Source organism: Streptomyces sp. NPDC020747, from assembly GCF_044334695.1.
GTDB lineage: Bacteria > Actinomycetota > Actinomycetes > Streptomycetales > Streptomycetaceae > Streptomyces.
The window spans coordinates 1-15449 of sequence record NZ_JBIRTJ010000024.1 but is presented as its reverse complement, the minus strand read 5'-3'; the positions used below and the strand labels follow the sequence as shown (position 1 = coordinate 15449).

At 68.5% G+C, this 15449-nt stretch carries 17 protein-coding genes; 7 read left to right on the top strand and 10 right to left on the bottom strand.

Annotation, left to right across the window (positions count from 1 at the left end; genetic code table 11):
* Positions 1–29 precede the first annotated feature (29 nt).
* The 3 genes from ACH4YP_RS43360 to ACH4YP_RS43350 form a co-directional block, all read right to left on the bottom strand.
* Positions 30–710: a two-component system response regulator gene (locus ACH4YP_RS43360; protein ID WP_398496897.1), complete on the bottom strand. Its 681-nt coding sequence runs from the start codon at positions 708–710 to the stop codon at positions 30–32.
* A 211-nt stretch (positions 711–921) separates the two neighbouring features.
* Positions 922–1464: an RNA polymerase sigma factor gene (locus ACH4YP_RS43355; protein WP_398496767.1), complete on the bottom strand. Its 543-nt coding sequence runs from the start codon at positions 1462–1464 to the stop codon at positions 922–924.
* Entirely contained in the window at positions 1448–1690 is a 243-nt protein-coding gene (locus ACH4YP_RS43350) for a hypothetical protein (protein WP_398496765.1), read from the bottom strand. The genes ACH4YP_RS43355 and ACH4YP_RS43350 overlap by 17 nt, the downstream gene beginning before the upstream one ends.
* A 294-nt stretch (positions 1691–1984) precedes the next feature.
* On the opposite strand from ACH4YP_RS43350, the gene ACH4YP_RS43345 reads away from it, so the two are divergent.
* Both ACH4YP_RS43345 and ACH4YP_RS43340 read left to right on the top strand, forming a co-directional pair.
* The gene (locus tag ACH4YP_RS43345) at positions 1985–2200 is read left to right on the top strand and encodes a DUF6417 family protein (RefSeq protein WP_398496763.1); all 216 of its coding nucleotides are present in this window, start codon (positions 1985–1987) and stop codon (positions 2198–2200) included.
* Between the two features lie 205 nt (positions 2201–2405).
* Positions 2406–2903 (top strand): hypothetical protein, encoded by a 498-nt coding sequence (locus tag ACH4YP_RS43340; RefSeq protein WP_398496761.1) that lies wholly within the window; start codon positions 2406–2408, stop codon positions 2901–2903.
* Positions 2904–2982: 79 nt separating this feature from the next.
* Here ACH4YP_RS43340 and ACH4YP_RS43335 read toward each other — a convergent pair whose 3' ends face one another.
* The 4 genes from ACH4YP_RS43335 to ACH4YP_RS43320 all read right to left on the bottom strand — a co-directional run bounded on the left by ACH4YP_RS43335 (position 2983) and on the right by ACH4YP_RS43320 (position 5014).
* On the bottom strand, positions 2983–3654 hold the full coding sequence (locus ACH4YP_RS43335; RefSeq protein ID WP_398496760.1) for an HNH endonuclease family protein: 672 nt from the start codon (positions 3652–3654) through the stop codon (positions 2983–2985).
* A gap of 463 nt (positions 3655–4117) precedes the next feature.
* Positions 4118–4447: a hypothetical protein gene (locus tag ACH4YP_RS43330; protein WP_398496758.1), complete on the bottom strand. Its 330-nt coding sequence runs from the start codon at positions 4445–4447 to the stop codon at positions 4118–4120.
* The gene (locus tag ACH4YP_RS43325; RefSeq protein ID WP_398496757.1) at positions 4444–4656 is read right to left on the bottom strand and encodes a hypothetical protein; all 213 of its coding nucleotides are present in this window, start codon (positions 4654–4656) and stop codon (positions 4444–4446) included. The genes ACH4YP_RS43330 and ACH4YP_RS43325 overlap by 4 nt, the downstream gene beginning before the upstream one ends.
* A gap of 139 nt (positions 4657–4795) precedes the next feature.
* Positions 4796–5014 (bottom strand): hypothetical protein, encoded by a 219-nt coding sequence (locus ACH4YP_RS43320; RefSeq protein WP_398496755.1) that lies wholly within the window; start codon positions 5012–5014, stop codon positions 4796–4798.
* Between the two features lie 167 nt (positions 5015–5181).
* Here ACH4YP_RS43320 and ACH4YP_RS43315 point away from each other — a divergent pair, with 167 nt between their 5' ends.
* Together ACH4YP_RS43315 and ACH4YP_RS43310 are read left to right on the top strand one after the other, a co-directional pair.
* On the top strand, positions 5182–8838 hold the full coding sequence (locus ACH4YP_RS43315; RefSeq protein ID WP_398496753.1) for a helix-turn-helix domain-containing protein: 3657 nt from the start codon (positions 5182–5184) through the stop codon (positions 8836–8838).
* Between the two features lie 268 nt (positions 8839–9106).
* Complete coding sequence (locus ACH4YP_RS43310; RefSeq protein ID WP_398496751.1) at positions 9107–9409, top strand: hypothetical protein; 303 nt, start codon at positions 9107–9109, stop codon at positions 9407–9409.
* Positions 9410–9473: 64 nt separating this feature from the next.
* On the opposite strand, the gene ACH4YP_RS43305 is transcribed toward ACH4YP_RS43310, so the two are convergent.
* The 3 genes from ACH4YP_RS43305 to ACH4YP_RS43295 form a co-directional block, all read right to left on the bottom strand.
* Positions 9474–9776 (bottom strand): hypothetical protein, encoded by a 303-nt coding sequence (locus tag ACH4YP_RS43305; protein WP_398496750.1) that lies wholly within the window; start codon positions 9774–9776, stop codon positions 9474–9476.
* Between the two features lie 209 nt (positions 9777–9985).
* Entirely contained in the window at positions 9986–11098 is a 1113-nt protein-coding gene (locus ACH4YP_RS43300) for a helix-turn-helix domain-containing protein (RefSeq protein WP_398496748.1), read from the bottom strand.
* Between the two features lie 179 nt (positions 11099–11277).
* Entirely contained in the window at positions 11278–11556 is a 279-nt protein-coding gene (locus ACH4YP_RS43295) for a hypothetical protein (protein ID WP_398496747.1), read from the bottom strand.
* A 481-nt stretch (positions 11557–12037) separates the two neighbouring features.
* Between ACH4YP_RS43295 and ACH4YP_RS43290 the strand changes: the two genes are divergently transcribed.
* The 3 genes from ACH4YP_RS43290 to ACH4YP_RS43280 all read left to right on the top strand — a co-directional run bounded on the left by ACH4YP_RS43290 (position 12038) and on the right by ACH4YP_RS43280 (position 15279).
* Entirely contained in the window at positions 12038–12265 is a 228-nt protein-coding gene (locus tag ACH4YP_RS43290; protein ID WP_398496745.1) for a DUF6417 family protein, read from the top strand.
* A 700-nt stretch (positions 12266–12965) separates the two neighbouring features.
* Positions 12966–14261, top strand: a complete 1296-nt coding sequence (locus ACH4YP_RS43285) for a DNA/RNA non-specific endonuclease (RefSeq protein WP_398496743.1) — start codon at positions 12966–12968, stop codon at positions 14259–14261.
* 40 nt (positions 14262–14301) lie between these two features.
* A complete protein-coding gene (locus tag ACH4YP_RS43280; RefSeq protein ID WP_398496742.1) occupies positions 14302–15279 on the top strand; it encodes a hypothetical protein in 978 nt (325 codons plus the stop codon).
* The last annotated feature ends 170 nt before the right edge of the window (positions 15280–15449 follow it).

Genomic DNA, 15449 nt, shown 5'->3' with positions numbered 1-15449 from the left:
GACGGCCCAGCGGTTGGTCTTCCGAGGTGTCACGAGCGATGGCGCAGCCCGGTGTCTTCGCGAGCGGCGGATGCAGGTTCCAGGGCGTCCAGGGTCCTTCGCAGCCGGGCGATCCTCCGTTCGAGTTGGGCAGCGGCGATCTCGACAGCGGCGTCCGTCGGATCGTCGTCGAGCTGCCTGTACAGCGCTTGGGCGTGGTCCTCAACGGCCTTGAGCTGTGCGGAGATTTCGGCGAGCACTCTGTCAGCCCCGTGCCGGTCGTCCTGCTCGAAATGCAGCCTCAACAGTTGCGCTTGTTCTTGCAGTCGGCGGCCTTTGAGGTGGAGGTCGACGAAGACGGAGACCTTCGCGCGCAGTACCCAGGGATCGAACGGCTTGGAGATGTAGTCGACCCCGCCCGCCGCGTACCCGCGGAAGGTGTGGTGCGGGCCGTGGTTGATGGCGGTGAGGAAGATGATCGGGATGTCCCGGGTCTGTTCGCGCCGTTTGATGTGCTTGGCGGTTTCGAAACCGTCCATGCCCGGCATCTGGACGTCCAGAAGAATGACCGCGAAGTCGTCTGTGAGCAGTGCTTTGAGCGCTTCCTCCCCAGATGATGCCCGAACCAGCGTCTGACCGAGCCCAGAGAGGATGGCCTCCAGCGCCAGCAGATTCTCCGGCCGGTCGTCAACCAGAAGAATCTTGGCCTTTTCCTCGCTGTCCTGCGGCAGAGGAAGGGGGGCAGCCTGGGTCTGCTGTGGGCCCGGTTCACCGCGCGGTTGCGAGGGCACGGATCCGGGCTGGGGCGCGCCACGTAGATCGTGCTTGATCTTCTCCAGTCCGGCGCGGGAGTCGAAGATGTCTCCCAGCGCCTGTCCGACGGCGGCTTCGGTTTCCTCCAGAACGCGCTCCAGGGCGTCCTCGTGCTGTGTGGTGGCGTCGTCAGTCATCGCTCGCCTCCCTGGTCGCCGCGGCAAGTCGGGCACGGGCCTGGTGAATGAGGTTGCGTACCGTGCTGGTCGAGACCTCCATGTCGGCAGCGGCCTCGGCGGTGGTGCATCCGGCGATGTGCACCAGCACCAGCGCCTGGCGTTGCCGCTCGCTCAGTTGGCCGATGGCTTCCATGATGCCTTGGTAGGTCTCCTTGAGCACTACATGATCCTCCAGCAGGACCCGGCCGTCCATGTGGCCAGCCTCCTCCAGCGGCACGCTGCCGCGATCGCGGCGGGCGAACAGCACATGTCTGACGGCTACTTGGATGAGCCATCCGCGCCAGTTGCCGACCTGTTTCGCCCGCGGGTTGTGCAGGTTCTCCCAGGCCTGGATGAAGGCGTGCTGCGTGCCGTCCCAGGCGTCCTGGGTATTTCCTGCGGCGGCCAGTGTGGCCTTGCGCAGGACCACCAGGTGGAAGGCCGCATAGAGTTTCTCCCAGGCGGCCTCCAGCCGCTCGGGGCCCGGTGGTGGTTCGTCAGCGGCTGTGCTCATCGCCGCCTCCGGCTGTTTCGGGAAGGGTGATTTCCCATTCTGTTGTCGCCCTCCCCTGGCCGTCCCACGCCTTGAAACGCACCTGCGTCCCGCACTGTCCCCGCCTCAGCACGGCGGTGACGGCCTTCCAACGGGCCCGCTCCCGCAGCCAGTAGGCGACCGCACCCACCATCGTGCCCAGCAGGGGCAGCAGCGTGAAGACCACCAGCCACACATGCTCGTCCATCCCGATCACCGCTCCTCGCCTCCGCAACTCCGTACGTTTGTTAGAGCGTTGAGGGACCGTCATCGTCTAGGCTGGCGCTACATCCGCTGCACGGGCAGGACCAGCCGGGCCTTCTGGAGTGGCAGGACGGCGTCGGCCTCGAGAGCGGACGCCTCGGCGACGTGCTCAGTTCTGAATCGCCGCACTCGCTTGACCGGGGTCCTCCCACGGGCCAGGCGGCCGCTCTGAGACACACGGCAGCACCGCTCCCTATCCCGGACGTAACCCGAGCCCGGGTGAGACGGTTAAAAGGACGTGGACAACGCCTCTCTCGACGAGATTCTCGAGCTCACCGGCACCGACTTCGCCCCGGCAGAGGCGTTCGCGGAGCGCCTGCCCGTTCTGACCCTCGAGGAGGCGCACGAGGTCCTGGAGATTCTGCTGCATGTCGGCATGGGCACGGACAACCAGGCCGAGTCCGCGCGACGGCTGGCCCACGAACTCGCCGCGCGCATCCCCTCAGCCGCCTGACCGACGGAGAGTAAGCGGGACATATCCATAGGCTGTCGGCAGCGGTAGGACCAGTTTCGGTCATTCCCCGGCGAACGCGCTGAGACGCCCCGGGACACCGGCGGACACACTGAGACACACCCGGACCCGTTAAGCCCCCGTCCGGCTGGCCGAGTTGCGGCCTCCTCACGTTTCGCACTGCGGACGATGCGCCACACTCCCTGGCATGGGGAGCTTTCAGCAGCGGAAAGCGATAGGCGACGAACACGAGGCATACGTCAGCAACCGTCTCACTCAGCGCGGATGGGACGTCAGTCAATGGGGGCAGGGCACGCTCACGGGCAACGTCCGTCGCGTCCTGCGCTCGACGGACAGCTCGATTCGCTGGATGCCCGACCTCATCGCAGCGCGAGGTGACGTTCTTGCCCTGATCGACTGCAAGAGCCGCATGACGAGCACCACAACGAACCGGCATGCGGTCGAACGGGCGGCAGTGCGGGCGCATTTGCAGCTCACCGCCTGGACCTATCTTCCGGTCTACTACGTCTTTGACAACCTCGACGTGCTCACGCCGCACGACATCCTCACCGAGGGCCGCACAGGCCCGCGATCCCGGGCGGGATCGGGCTCCGCGTACTACCTGGTCGGCGTCGGCACCGGCCGGTCCTTCGACACCGTCTTTGGCCCCCTTCACCACCACGCTCCTCTCAGCAGCGCAGCCTGACGAGGAGTTGGCACGGCCCTGTGCCAGGTGCGATGTCAGCGGGCCCCTGGCCTGGTGCGGCAAGGGGCTCGGTGCCCTGCTACCGGGCCAGGGTGACCTCGATCAGGACGTCCGGGCAGCGGGTCAGTGCCTCGGAGAGCGCAGCTTCCTCGGCGGGGTCGATGGCCAGCTGGTAGCGGGTCTTGTCGGCGACCCAGTCAGTGACGTACTGGCAGCGGTAACCCTCAAAAGGAGGCAGCCAGGTACTCGGGTCCTGATCGGACTTGGACCGGTTGGACGAAGCGGAGACAGCGATCAGCGCGCGGGCGTCGTCGAGGTCGTTGGCGTACGCCTCGCGCTCCTTCGCACTCCAGCCGGAGGCGCCGCTGTCCCAGGCTTCGGCGAGCGGGACGAGGTGGTCGACGTCCAGCTTGCGGGCGCTGTCGAAGGAGGTGTCGTCGTAGGGCGAGTACCAGGATCCGCCGGTGAGCACGCAGTTCGCGCCCTGGTCCGGGGCGTTGACCGCTTCCACGATGAGGACTTCCATCCGCGTGTTGCAGCTGTCGCGGTCCGCGTCGATCCAGTGCCGGAACTTGGAGCGCTCATAGCCTGCCCGGCTCTCCTCCTGGATGGGCAGAGCGTGGAGGGCGTCCTGTACCGGCAAGGTCACCGTGTCGCCCGGAGCGGCGTGCGCAGTAGTGGTGGGAGCGAGCAGCGCAGCCGGTACGGAAAGCGCGACAGCAGCAGCACGGAGGGTGCGGGCGAGACGCAAGGCAGGTCCCTTCGAAGACCACGAACAGTTCGTGATCTTCGTACCGGGTGACGCCCACAACCCGCCCGCCTTACCGCCCCAGGTTCACCCACGTGGGCGGTAAGTCACACCAACGCCCACTGCCATGCCGTTGACCGCCCGCGGCGACAAGCCCCCGCCCATCCCCCGAGCCAGATGGGAACGGTCGCCCACGTGGCAAACGGCCCCATGAGGCCTCAGCCAGCGCCACCGTGCCCAACACATCTCCTCAGTCCGTGGTCGTACCGCAGAGAGATGATCTCCGCTGCGGTCAGATTCCACGTAACTGATAGGTGGGTGGTGGAAAGGACGCTCAGCTGGCTGATGCGCTCGCGTCGCCTGGTGCGCGACTACGAAACACTGCCGGCCATGCACGAGGCCATGGTGCTGTGGTCGATGACCATGCTCATGAGCGGTCGCCTGGCCGGACGCCGCCCGGCCGGCTTCAGACGGCCGGCACCGCGAGAGCGGTGAGCACTCCCGGCCGCACCTGGAGTGCCCATCCCCGCTCCACTAGGCGTTTCGCCTTCGATCGCAGTCCCTCGACCTTCGCCGGGACGGCCTCCAGTCCCAGCGCGAGGGCCAGTTGCTGGCAGCGCATGCCCTCCCGGCCCGCTTCCGACTCCAGTACCGCCAAGATCCGCTGGTAGTCCGGCGCGAGGGTTGTCGCCGCCATGTCCGTCTCCCGCCGGGGCACCGTCGAACCCGCCACCGCGCTGCCCGTCGGCTCCGGGACCACCGAAGGCGGCCCGGCCAGCACCTCGGTCACTGTCACCGCGCATCCACCAGCCGCTGGAGCTCGCGTTCCGCCTCACCGAGCGCGGCCTGCACCCGCTCGGCTTCCTCCCGCAATCGCGCGATCTCTTCCCGGACCCTCTTCTCCCTGGCCTCCAGCAGACCGAGCACCGACGCCACCAGCGACCTCCACGAGCCAGACGAGCGGACGAACCACGCCCATCTCTCCCGCCACGTATGGGAGTTCATGCCCACCCACCCGAACTAAACGATCACGTTCGGAAAGCGGATGGCGTCTCAGAATGCGACACACGGCCCAATGCAGGACCCCGCTCCCTCACGGCATCGGGCACGGCCTTTGGCGCTGCGCAGGATGCTGACTCCCGCATCATTCACCGGCATTTGTGTGAGGAGCCCGGCGGCCGAAGACCGCCGTGGGTACCTGTCGTGCACCGGGCAGCGCGGCCAGGAGCTGTGCGAGGACGGCGGCGGCAGCGTGCCGGCGCGCGGGCCGTGCGGACCAGACCGCCGGCAGTACCACCCCCGCGAACACGAGCAGGAAAACGGCGAGTGCAAAGGCGGGCAGACTGCCGGGGATCCAGGACATCGATGCTCCTTGAAGGCGGACGGACACTCGGTCAGGTCCGACAGTGGCGCAGCGCGGGTTCAGGGAGGTGTTTCACCGAAAAGTCCGAAAGACCTGGTCAGTTGATGCAGGTCAGACCATACGCTGCCAGGCGTTGCGCCGAAACAGGGTGAAGGACGGGGTGAGGGATGGCAGCGCGGGAGCCTTCGCAGCCGGTGGTGAGCTTCTGCAGGCTGCTGCGGCGTCTGGTGCGCGAGTGCGGCATCGCGCAGAGTGATGTGGCGCGAGCTCTGCACCGCAGCAACGCCGCCGTCTCGGCGCTGCTCAACGGGCAGCGTTCCACGCCACCGTCCTGGGAGGGCGTGGCGCGCATCGTGGACTACTGCGGGGCCCGCCGTGCCGATCCGCCCGCCGGTCTCAGTCTCGACCTTCGTTGGTGGCGGCTTCGGCACCACGAGATGGAGAGCAGTGCCACAGAGCCAGACCGGCCGCGCACCAGAAAGGCTGCGGCACCGCTACCACCGGAAGAGGTGCCTGACGATTTCGCCAGTGCCGTCGCCGTGCTGGCCGCCGGCCGTGAAGACTTCGAGGGACTCGCACCGGAGTTGCTGGAACCCCTGGCGTTGGGCGGCGCCGTCACCAACAGCCTCCAGGCCGCACTGGAGGGGTTCGGCGACCGGGTCCGCTCCCGTCACGGAACCCCTCGCACCGCGCTGCTGACGGCAGTGGACCGGGTGGTCCTGGTGACCGCATTCTGCGAGGCCGTGGCCAGCTCTGGGATTCACTACGGGCCCGAACTCGGCTACCAGCAAGGTGACATCACCACCCAGATCGTGGCCGATCTGGAACAAGTGGTGCTCGGCTCGTTCCGTGTCAGGGGCCCCGCGGAGCTCCGCCATGAGATCACGGCCGCTTACACGTACGCCGCCGGTCTCGTGCACGGCGAAGGCAGCCCACAGGACCAAGATCCCGAGGACCTGGCCCATCAAGCGTGGCGCCGCTATGAAGCTCTGATGGCGTCTGTGACCTGGCACTGCCCCGAGCTGCGCCTGACCTCCAACACTGAAGACCCTCCCGAGGCCGCCGACGACACGCCAGAGCCGTTCCCGCCCGGCTCATCGCTGCAGGGACTGTCCCGGTGGCTAGGGCAGTTCGCCGCCGGCAATCACGCCCCAGCACGACACTACAAGCAGTTGCTGCGTGCCCCGATCGCTGCGGCAGAGGAATCCGGACTGGCCATGCCCACGCTGGAGGCCGGATACGTCGATCCCGCCTTCCGTCTGGCCCACCGCCACTCCACCGGCTGGCATCTGTCCCGCGACGACTGGTGGGGCACACAGTCGCTGCGGGAAGACTTGGATGACTTCCTGGCGGCGTATCTGCTCACAGATCACGCCGCCTGCGCTCCCCTGGTCATCCTCGGGCATCCCGGCTCAGGGAAATCACTGCTGACCAAGCTGCTCGCCGCACGACTGCCGGAAACAGAGTTCTTCTGCCAGCGCGTCGAACTACGCCAGCTCTCCACCGACTTGAGCATCCAAGAACAGCTCGAGGAATCGCTGCTGCGTTCCACCGGCCGGCGCACCGCCTGGCCCGAGGCCACCGACCCTGACTCCGGCATTGTCCGGGTCGTCCTCCTGGACGGCTTCGACGAGCTCCTGCAGGCCGCAGCCGACCGCTCGGATCCCGCCCACCACTCCAACTACCTTCACGATCTGGCAGAGTTCCAGCAACGCGAGAGGGAACTCGGCCGTCCCACCATCGCGATCGTCACCAGCCGCACTGTCGTCGCCGACCAAGCCCCCACCCCCCGCCTCAGCACCGTCATCCGTCTGGAACCCTTTGACGACGACCGCATCAGACACTGGCTGCAAGTCTGGAACACCGCCAACCGCCGCTACTTCACCTCACGCGGCCTCGACCCCTTGGCCTGGGACGTACTAAAGCCCCACCGCGAGCTGATCAGCCAGCCGCTGCTACTGCTGATGCTCGCCCTCTACGACGCGTCCGGAAACGCACTGGGCCGACTCCAAGGGGAGGACATCGGACGGCTCGGCCTCTACGAGCGCCTCCTGACCGAGTTCATCCGCCGCCAGGTCACCAAACACCACGGCGCCCTGCCGGCCACAGCCGAAGCTACCGCCGTTGAACACGAGCTGCATCGGCTGGCCGTGATCGCCATCGGCATGTTCAACCGGCGGCGTCAGGGCATCACCGCGTCCGACGCGCAAAGCGACCAGGCGGCACTTCTCGACTCCGGCCTCACTCCCTCGCCTCTGCTCTTCGGCCGCTTCTTCTTCATCCACGAAGCCCAAGCCGTCGTCACCGGCGAGGAAAGACGGTCCTACGAGTTCCTGCACGCCACCTTCGGCGAGTACCTCCTGAGCCGCCTCATCACCGACGAACTGCAGCAGTTGCTGGCAACCCACACTGACCATCAAGCCTCCGTCCCTGACGACGGCCGGCTGTACGCCCTGCTGTCCTACGTGCCGCTCACCGACCGGGCCGAAGTAATACGCAACATCACCGACCTGCTCAGCAACCGGGCCCAGCCGCAGCGCAGCCAGCTCGCCACGCTCCTGAGCCGCCTGTTCAAGGCGACCTTTGGCGACACCCCGCACCGCACCCGCCCGCCCTACCAGCCCGTCCCCGCCCACCGCACAGAGCAAGACGCCGTCTACACCGCGAACCTGTTCCTGCTGTCCGTTCTGGCCACAAACCGCATCCGCGTCTCATGCCTCCTCGGCAAACGCAGCACCGTCGACTCCTGGCGACGCCAAACGCAACTATGGCGATCACAGCTCAGCGAGACCTCCTGGACTGCCCTGACCAGTGCACTCACAACCGAACCGTGTACCGACCCCGACAGTCAACGCCAAGATCTGCAGGTGAGCCTGACCACCCCGGATTCCGTGAACCGGCTCGCCTGGTCAGTGCACCCGGGCAGCAACGACTCATCTGCACGCACCTTCCGGCACAAAGAAGAGACCAACCCCGGCCAGATGTACCGGACGGCGGCTTTCATGCACGACACCAGCGCTCTGCACGTCCTGCACGCTCTGGCCCCGATGATGCAGCAACTGCCTGCCACGCTGGAGACCTACCGCCTCCAAGACAACCAGAACAGTCTCTCAGCCGCGCACGCCCTCATCGCCTTACTGGGCCGTCCCACCCCCACCACGGTTGCCGCTCCCACCGACCTTCTCCCTCTCCTCAACGCCCTGCCGGCACAAGAACGAGCAGCCGCAACGGACATCCTCGCCCTGCACCTGCTCCACGCCCGCGCTCACCTGCCCGTCGGCGTCGTTACCGACGTCCTCGACCAGCTCACCTCCCCCCAGTTCACCCGCTCGCACGGCCTGAGCGCCGAAACCTGGCTGGTCCTCGCCCAATGCACACAGGCCCTCATCGGACATCCGGACGCGACACAGGCCCAACTCAACGCCATAACCGGCCGGTTCGGCCCTCACGCCCCACCGCTCGACGGCGCCGGCCCTCTGGACAGGCTCCTGTGCCTGCTCACAGAAGCCGACACCACGGCCATATGGAGCGGCGTCGAGCGCCCGCCGGCCACGACCGCGCTCACCGACGCCCTTGACCTCCTCCACCAGATCCCACCGGCAAACAGACCACCCCACGCAGTCGTCGGCCTCCTCCGCCTGGCACGCGACCTCGACGCAGACGACTGGCTCACAGAGCATGCCGAGCCCCTACTGAGAACACTCACCCCCGAGGGGCTCCTCAGACTCCGCCCCACAGACATCAACTGGCTCAGTCCCGTCGTACGCGACGAACGGCTACTCACGGACCTCGACCACATCCGCCGCCGCTGGCACCAGACGTAGGCCACCACGCACATGCGGAGAGCCAGCGCAGCAACCTGGACTCGCATGATGCCACCGACAAGCCCCACTCAGGGGGACCCACACTTGACCCCACCATCCGACGGTGCAGGACCCTGCCCCGCCAGTGCAGATCTCTGCACTATTTGCTAGGGAAGGGGTGACATTCGACGGTGCAGGATCAGCACCGCAGCGTGCCTGGCTCCCGTTTCCCGACGCCTGGGACACGGAAGCCCAGCGGCACGGACCAGATCGGAGGACGACGGGCCGGATGAGGCTCTCCACGCATGACACGGTGCAGCGCATCTGCACCGTACGGCTGCACCCGCAGCCGGGAGGACCGCTGTTGAGCTGCCCTCACTGCGCACTTCACGGCTACCGGCTGCCTGCCTCCTCCGCACTCCCCCAGGCCCACCCCGACCGCACCATCAAGACCACCGTGGTGCGCACCACGGTCGAAGGGCTGGTCGCCAGGAGCCACGCCCACCGCACCAAGCAGGGCTCATCCGTCTTCTACACCGCCACCACCGCCCCGCAATCCGCGGAGCCCGAGCCGGAGGCAGCAGCCAGCTGAGCAGCCGCGAGAGCACCCACGGCACACCCAGCGGGCCCGGTTCCGGTGTCGTCAGGTTGGAACGTCAGCGCACAGGGGCCAGGCGGCGTGCCGCGGTCCGGGACTGTACGGGTGCCGAGCACACCAGGTAGCGGATTTTGCTCGGGTCCTGTCCCATGACCTCGGCGGCAGCGGTGCTGCTGTATTCGAGCAGGCAGTGCAGCACCAGGGCGTCGTACTGCAGAGCGGGACAGTCACTCAGCGGTGGTGGGGCCGGGCGCTGGGTGCGGATGCGGGCGCTCAGCAGGGTCCATGCCCGGGCGGCGGGGTTGGGGTGGCTGACGATGTGAGGCCACCTGACGGCCAGTTCGCCCAGTGCACTGCGCACGGCACGTCGCGCATCCGACTCGGGCAGATGAGCGCGTGCGTAGTCGAGATAACAATCACGGTGCAGGGCGCAGAAAGCCTCAAAGGCGGGCGGCAGGGCTGGAGTCAGCGCGGCCGGCGGCCGGAGCGCATGCGGGGATTCGCTGCGGGAGCGCGGAGCTGCGGTACTCGTGGCAGTGGTGCAGCGTGGCTGCACGGGAGTGTGTCGTGTCATCCGAAGGCCTCGGCAAGCAGGCTGTGAGGAGGAGGGCTTACGGTCGGCAGCGGTGGCGGGCCGGCCGCGGCGGCACGGGCGGCGTCCCACACGGGGCGCAGAGATGCGGCTTCGGCGTGCAGGGCGGTGACGAGTTCTTCGACGGCCTCCCAGGGAGGCAGAGCGGTGCCATGCAGCATGGCCGTGATGTCACCGGAGCCGAGGCGGGTGTGGTTGCTGATCGCTGTGGGCTTCGGCCGGGCGGCCGACAGGTGCAGGCCGCGCAGCGCGGCCTGCAGGCTGCTGCGCGGGGCGGGCGACTGCCCGCGGGCCGCTGCCCACAGCGGCTGGATTTCCGCGGGGTCGCCGTCACACGCCAAGGTCAGTGTGCGGGCGACCTTCCAGGAGGGGCAGCGTTCGCCGCTGAGGACGCGGGAGACGTAGGAGGCGGAAATGTGTGCCTCCTCGGCGAGTTGGCGGAACGGTTTGGCGCTCGCGCGCTGGAGGTGTGAGAGGGCGCGGGCCAATACCGCTGCCGGGCCGACGCTGGGTGCATGCCGGTCCGGCTCACGGGCCCTGGCCGGGGTGGCGTCATCACGGCCGGCGGGCCGACGCTGGCGCGGGATGCGGATGGCGGCCAGGGCGGTATCGGTGTCCGGGGCCGGCCGTAGGGGCCGGTTGCGGGGCTGGCGTTCCCGGTTGGCCATCCGCCGCCGGACGGCCTCGGAGGACAGTTTGCGGGTCAGCTGATCGGGCGGCAGGTGCAGGGACCGCGCGATCTCGGCGTTCTTCTCCCGCTGGTCGCGGGCCTGCTGCACCAGTGCAGCCTTCAGGTCCTCGAGGTCGCGCTCGACCGCCAGGATCTGACTCAGGGCGTCCAGCGGCTGATGTGCCCGGGCTAAGCGGCGCAGCTGCTCGACGTCGTGGACCAGGTCGTCGGCGACTTCATTGGCATAGGAGTTGTGGGCGAGCGTGTCGGGGGTGGGGTGACGCTCGCGTGCCCTGCGGTAGGCGCGGCCGCAGGCGTCGTTGCAGTAGTGGCGCGGGCGGCCGGAGCCGGTACTGCGGCCGATCGGCTTGCCGCAGTCGGGGTTGAGGCAGTAGGCCGGGCCAGGGTCCTTCGGACTCATGAGAATGTCGAATCCCTCTCGGGCAAAGTGCTACCGGGAACTCATCGCGGAAACTGGGAGATTCGTCAGCTGACGCAAGCAAATCCCCCGGCGTTTCCGCGCGGGTGACGAGGTGCGGGCGCGGGCCGGGCGGCCGCCGCCGGAAAGACGCTCTCCTCCCGGCGACGGCCTCCGGGCCGTCAGGCGATGCGAAGCCGCCGGTAGCGCAGGCGCGAGCGCCGGGTGGCGGCCAGCAGCGCGAGGAACGCCGCGGCGGAAAGCTCGTACACCTCGGGCCTGAAGACCAGCACGATGCCCAGGACCGGGGCCGCAATGAACGCCCCTACCTGCATGTTGACTTCCCTGTCACGCAGATCACGTGTTTCAACCACGCCTGCCTGCGGGATGTTACGGTCAAGTCGCTTCTCCCGGCTCCGCTTGAACCGCCGGTGGAAGCCGATGTTTCGGTCAGGGGGCATACCGACTCCTTGATCGATGAACTGAGTTGAGTCGGGCCCCGGTCTGGTATCCCGCCGTGCCGGGGCCTGCTCGTCTGTCGGGACGCTACATGCTCACTCATACGGATGCCTATCACTACGGTGCGTAAATGGCATCATTGCGGTTACCGGCGTTCACGACCGCGAATTCCTGTCAGATTCAATCGTCTGCCGATCGGAACCGGTCACATCCGCCGCAGAAACGGCCCGCGCCCCCGGCTTGGCCCGACAACGAGTTCAGGGCACGGCCCTACCACGCATCCCGCACCCTGCCGCCCCGCATCCCACTGCCGAAAGCCGGCAGCACTCCCCCCTGAGCCGCGCCGGACACGCAGAGAAGCGATCCGCTGCCGGCCTGGCTGCCCGGCGGCCGCTGAACAGCACAATCCCGCGTGACCAGCCGTGCTGCCGCACGCGGTTGGACAGACGTAACCCGGGCGCGGGCAGGGAGGTTGAAGGAGCCGTGGACGACACCTACCTCGACGAGGTCTTCGAGCTCACCGACGCCGACTTCGCCCCTGCAGAAAACCCCGCGGAGCGCCTCCCCCTCCTGACCCTGGAAGAGGCACACGAGGTACTGACAATTCTGCAACATGTCGGCAAGGGCACAGACGAGCAGGCGCAGCCGGCACAACGACTCGTCCGTGAACTCGCCGCGCGCATCCCCTCAACCGACCGACCGGTGCTGTGACAGATTCCGCGTCGCGCCATGCCCCTGGCCCCGGTGTGGCCGTGGTGGGGGCGGCTCACCCTGGTCGGGGGCTGCCGTCGGTCGGGTGGATCATCTGTCAGCGGTTCACCTCGTGGTGGGTGAGCCCCATCAGTGCCCGCAGCAGATCGCAGGAAGCCGATCACCCAAGGCGCAGGCGAAGCCGGGAACTGTCCATGCCGACCTGTTGGATGATCTCCAGCGTGTTCTGGCGCCTCCGACCGGGACGAGTAGGCCACCGAGCGTCCACACCAGCCCCTGTGGACTGCCGCTTTCAGAATGCGCAGCCCTCATTCAGCACCCGCCCATCTCGGTCAATTCCCTTACGCACCATGGGGGTTGACAGTGCATGAGATGGCGTCGGCGCGTTCTGACACGCGCAGGAGTACGTGAAGGTGTTGTGTGCCGGCGGCCGAGACATGCGCATATGCCGCCCTTCGTGAAGGTGGCGTTTCGTCCGGGTCGCCGGACCTTCACCGGAGCGACGCCGCCTTTGCCATATCGGCACTTATGCCCCCTGGCGTCATCGAGTCGCCGACCCTGCACATGCCAGAACAGGCACCTTGTCGCGTCCATGACTCGGCTCATAGCGTGTCCCACCGTCAGACCAGACGCAGTGGGGGACACGCGCCTTTCGGTGGCCCTCCGCACCCATGTCCGCGACCGGAAGGTTGGGAAGAACGTGCAGCGAAGAAGAGGGTTAACCCGGGTCCGCCCGCTGGCCGCGGTGACCGCCGTGGCAGCCGCGCTCGCGATGGCGCTCGGCGGCACCTCGTCGGCAGCCGCGGCACCGGCGGACTCCGGCAGCCGCGCCGACTCCGGATCCGCATCCGCCACCGACACCGCCCGGAAGGGCGCCGACCGCACCGCCGAGGCCACCATGCGCGAGGTGCCGGTGGAGAAGCTGGTCACCCGCACCCCGGACAGCAAGGGCAACCTCAAGGTCCTGCTGGAGAACGGGAAGACCGCTCAGATCCCCGCCTCCGCCAAGGACCGGGTCACCAAGGCCCTGGCCGCACGCGACGCAGACGATGACGTCAGCACCAAGGGAACCGTCTACGGCAACTGCGGCAGCTCCTACGTCACCCTCCACCAGAAGTCCAACGACTATCCGGTCCGCATGCGCACCGGATTCGATCTGAACCAGCCGGCCGTCGGCTACACCTGGGTCGCCGCCCTCACCGGTCCCGGCTTCGCCGACGACTACGTGAGCACTGGCAGTCTGTTCTTCCAGCGAAGCTGGGACGGCGAGTACAACAGCGACGACGACGAGTCCGAGGGCACGTACTTCGCCGCGGTGGCCCCCGCCGCCGCCAACGCCGTGCTGTGGAACGGCAACGTCTGCACCAGCGGCGGCCCGACCGAGCTCGAGTACCTCACCGAGCCCAAGGCCGCCTGCCTGGAGAACGTGCCCTCCGGCACCGAGTCCGCGGGCGACGGCTGGATCCGCAACACCAGCGTCGGCGTCGACCACCGCAACAAGACCACCACCCCGCAGGACGGCCCCGGCCAGCGCGCCTCTGCAGCCACCGCCTGCCTGACGCAGACCGGCGGCGGCAACGCGGCCCGCGGCGACATCACCGGCTGGCGCGACGCCCAGATCTTCCGGGACGCCAACGCCCCCGGAGCCATCCTGGCCCGCTGCCACCTGATCGCCAACATCCTCGGCGGCAAGGGCCAGTCCGCCCGCCACCAGCAGACGAACCTCGTGCCCTGCTTCCAGGTCGGCATGAACACCGGCGCCAACAGCATGCGCACCTACGAGTCCATCGTCCAGAACGCGCTGGCCAACGATCTGGGCCGCAACGACGCCGTCTCCTACAGCGTGACGCCGCTTTATCGGGACGCGACGAGCACCATCCCGTCCTCGGTCATCATGAGCGCCACGCTCCAGCGCGCCGACGGCAGCTCGCAGTCGCTGTTCTGGTTCCGCATCGTGGCGAACACCGGCCCGGGTAGCGTCAACCTCGGAAACTGATCCGGAGCAAGGCGAGCAACGCGTCATCAGGGAGCCGGAAATGGGAACCACCCTGCACCGCACCACCCCGCCGCGGCCGTACGACGCCGCAGCAGTCGTCCCCGGCCTGGCTCCCCTGGCGCGCACGGCGACCCGGCTGCACCCGCGGCCCGGGTCGCCCACCCCGCGCGACAGCTCGATCGGCGGGCCGCTGCTGTGGCCCGCCGACGAGCCCTGGCCCCACTGCGAGGGCCCACACGAGCCGGACGGCCGCCACATCCCGACGCCCGACGACGTCCGCATGCTGCGCCGTCTGCGCGCGGCCGCGGCCGGGCGCGCGCTCACCCCGCAGGAGCAGGACCAGCGCGAACGCGCGCGGGCGGGCCGCGCATGGCCCGAGCCGGGCGAGCCGGTGGCGATGCTCCCGGTGGCGCAGCTGTACGCCGCCGAGGTCCCCGGCCTGCACCCGCCGCACGGCGCCGACCTGCTGCAGCTCCTGTGGTGCCCCTTCGGCCACCCCGGCCAGGCCGAACCCGCCACCCGCCTGCACTGGCGCACCGCCGACGCGATCGCCAAGCCGATGCAGGAGCCCGCCCCGCAGCCCTGCGCCGTCCAGTACGAGGGCTGCCTCCCCGAACCCTGCCTCCTCGCCCCCGAGCAGGTCACCGAGTACCCCGACCCCATGGAACTGGAGCCCGACCTCGCCGCCCGCCTCGAGGACCCCGACACCTGGGACGGCGACGAGCTCGCCTACCTCAACGACCTCTCCTACGCCCCCGGTTCGAAGGCCGGCGGCTGGCCCGCCTGGGGCCTGACCGACTCCGAACCCGTCCCCTGCCCCGCCTGCGAGGCGCGGATGACCCCGCTCCTCACTCTCGCCTCCACCGAGTGGACCGACGAGTCCGCCTCCTGGACCCCCCTCGAAGACCACGGGTCATCCCCCACCCCCGCAATGCTCCAGGTAGCCGACGCCGCCACCCTCCAGCTGTACGCCTGCCCCACCGACCCGCACCACCCCCACCAGGCCCGGGTGCAGTAACCGCCACCCCCATCCCTCAGCCGCCCTCGCGCGGGAAGTCCGCCGTCCCCAGCACCAGCCCGACCTGGGTGTCCGCCCCCCCCGTTATGTTTTTCGCGGTCCTGCAAGAGGGCCGCTGGCCTCCGGGCCCGGCATGACTGTTCCCCCCTGTCGAAGGCATGACCTGGGGG

What these genes read in the sequence shown, in the direction of transcription:
- ACH4YP_RS43300 (WP_398496748.1), bottom strand. Translation starts at nt 11,098, where the DNA reads ATGAGTCCGAAGGACCCTGGCCCGGCCTACTGCCTCAACCCCGACTGC.
- ACH4YP_RS43315 (WP_398496753.1), top strand. Translation starts at nt 5,182, where the DNA reads ATGGCAGCGCGGGAGCCTTCGCAGCCGGTGGTGAGCTTCTGCAGGCTG.
- ACH4YP_RS43295 (WP_398496747.1), bottom strand. Translation starts at nt 11,556, where the DNA reads ATGCCCCCTGACCGAAACATCGGCTTCCACCGGCGGTTCAAGCGGAGC.
- ACH4YP_RS43355 (WP_398496767.1), bottom strand. Translation starts at nt 1,464, where the DNA reads ATGAGCACAGCCGCTGACGAACCACCACCGGGCCCCGAGCGGCTGGAG.
- ACH4YP_RS43350 (WP_398496765.1), bottom strand. Translation starts at nt 1,690, where the DNA reads ATGGACGAGCATGTGTGGCTGGTGGTCTTCACGCTGCTGCCCCTGCTG.
- ACH4YP_RS43340 (WP_398496761.1), top strand. Translation starts at nt 2,406, where the DNA reads ATGGGGAGCTTTCAGCAGCGGAAAGCGATAGGCGACGAACACGAGGCA.
- ACH4YP_RS43280 (WP_398496742.1), top strand. Translation starts at nt 14,302, where the DNA reads ATGGGAACCACCCTGCACCGCACCACCCCGCCGCGGCCGTACGACGCC.
- ACH4YP_RS43310 (WP_398496751.1), top strand. Translation starts at nt 9,107, where the DNA reads ATGAGGCTCTCCACGCATGACACGGTGCAGCGCATCTGCACCGTACGG.
- ACH4YP_RS43325 (WP_398496757.1), bottom strand. Translation starts at nt 4,656, where the DNA reads ATGAACTCCCATACGTGGCGGGAGAGATGGGCGTGGTTCGTCCGCTCG.
- ACH4YP_RS43320 (WP_398496755.1), bottom strand. Translation starts at nt 5,014, where the DNA reads ATGTCCTGGATCCCCGGCAGTCTGCCCGCCTTTGCACTCGCCGTTTTC.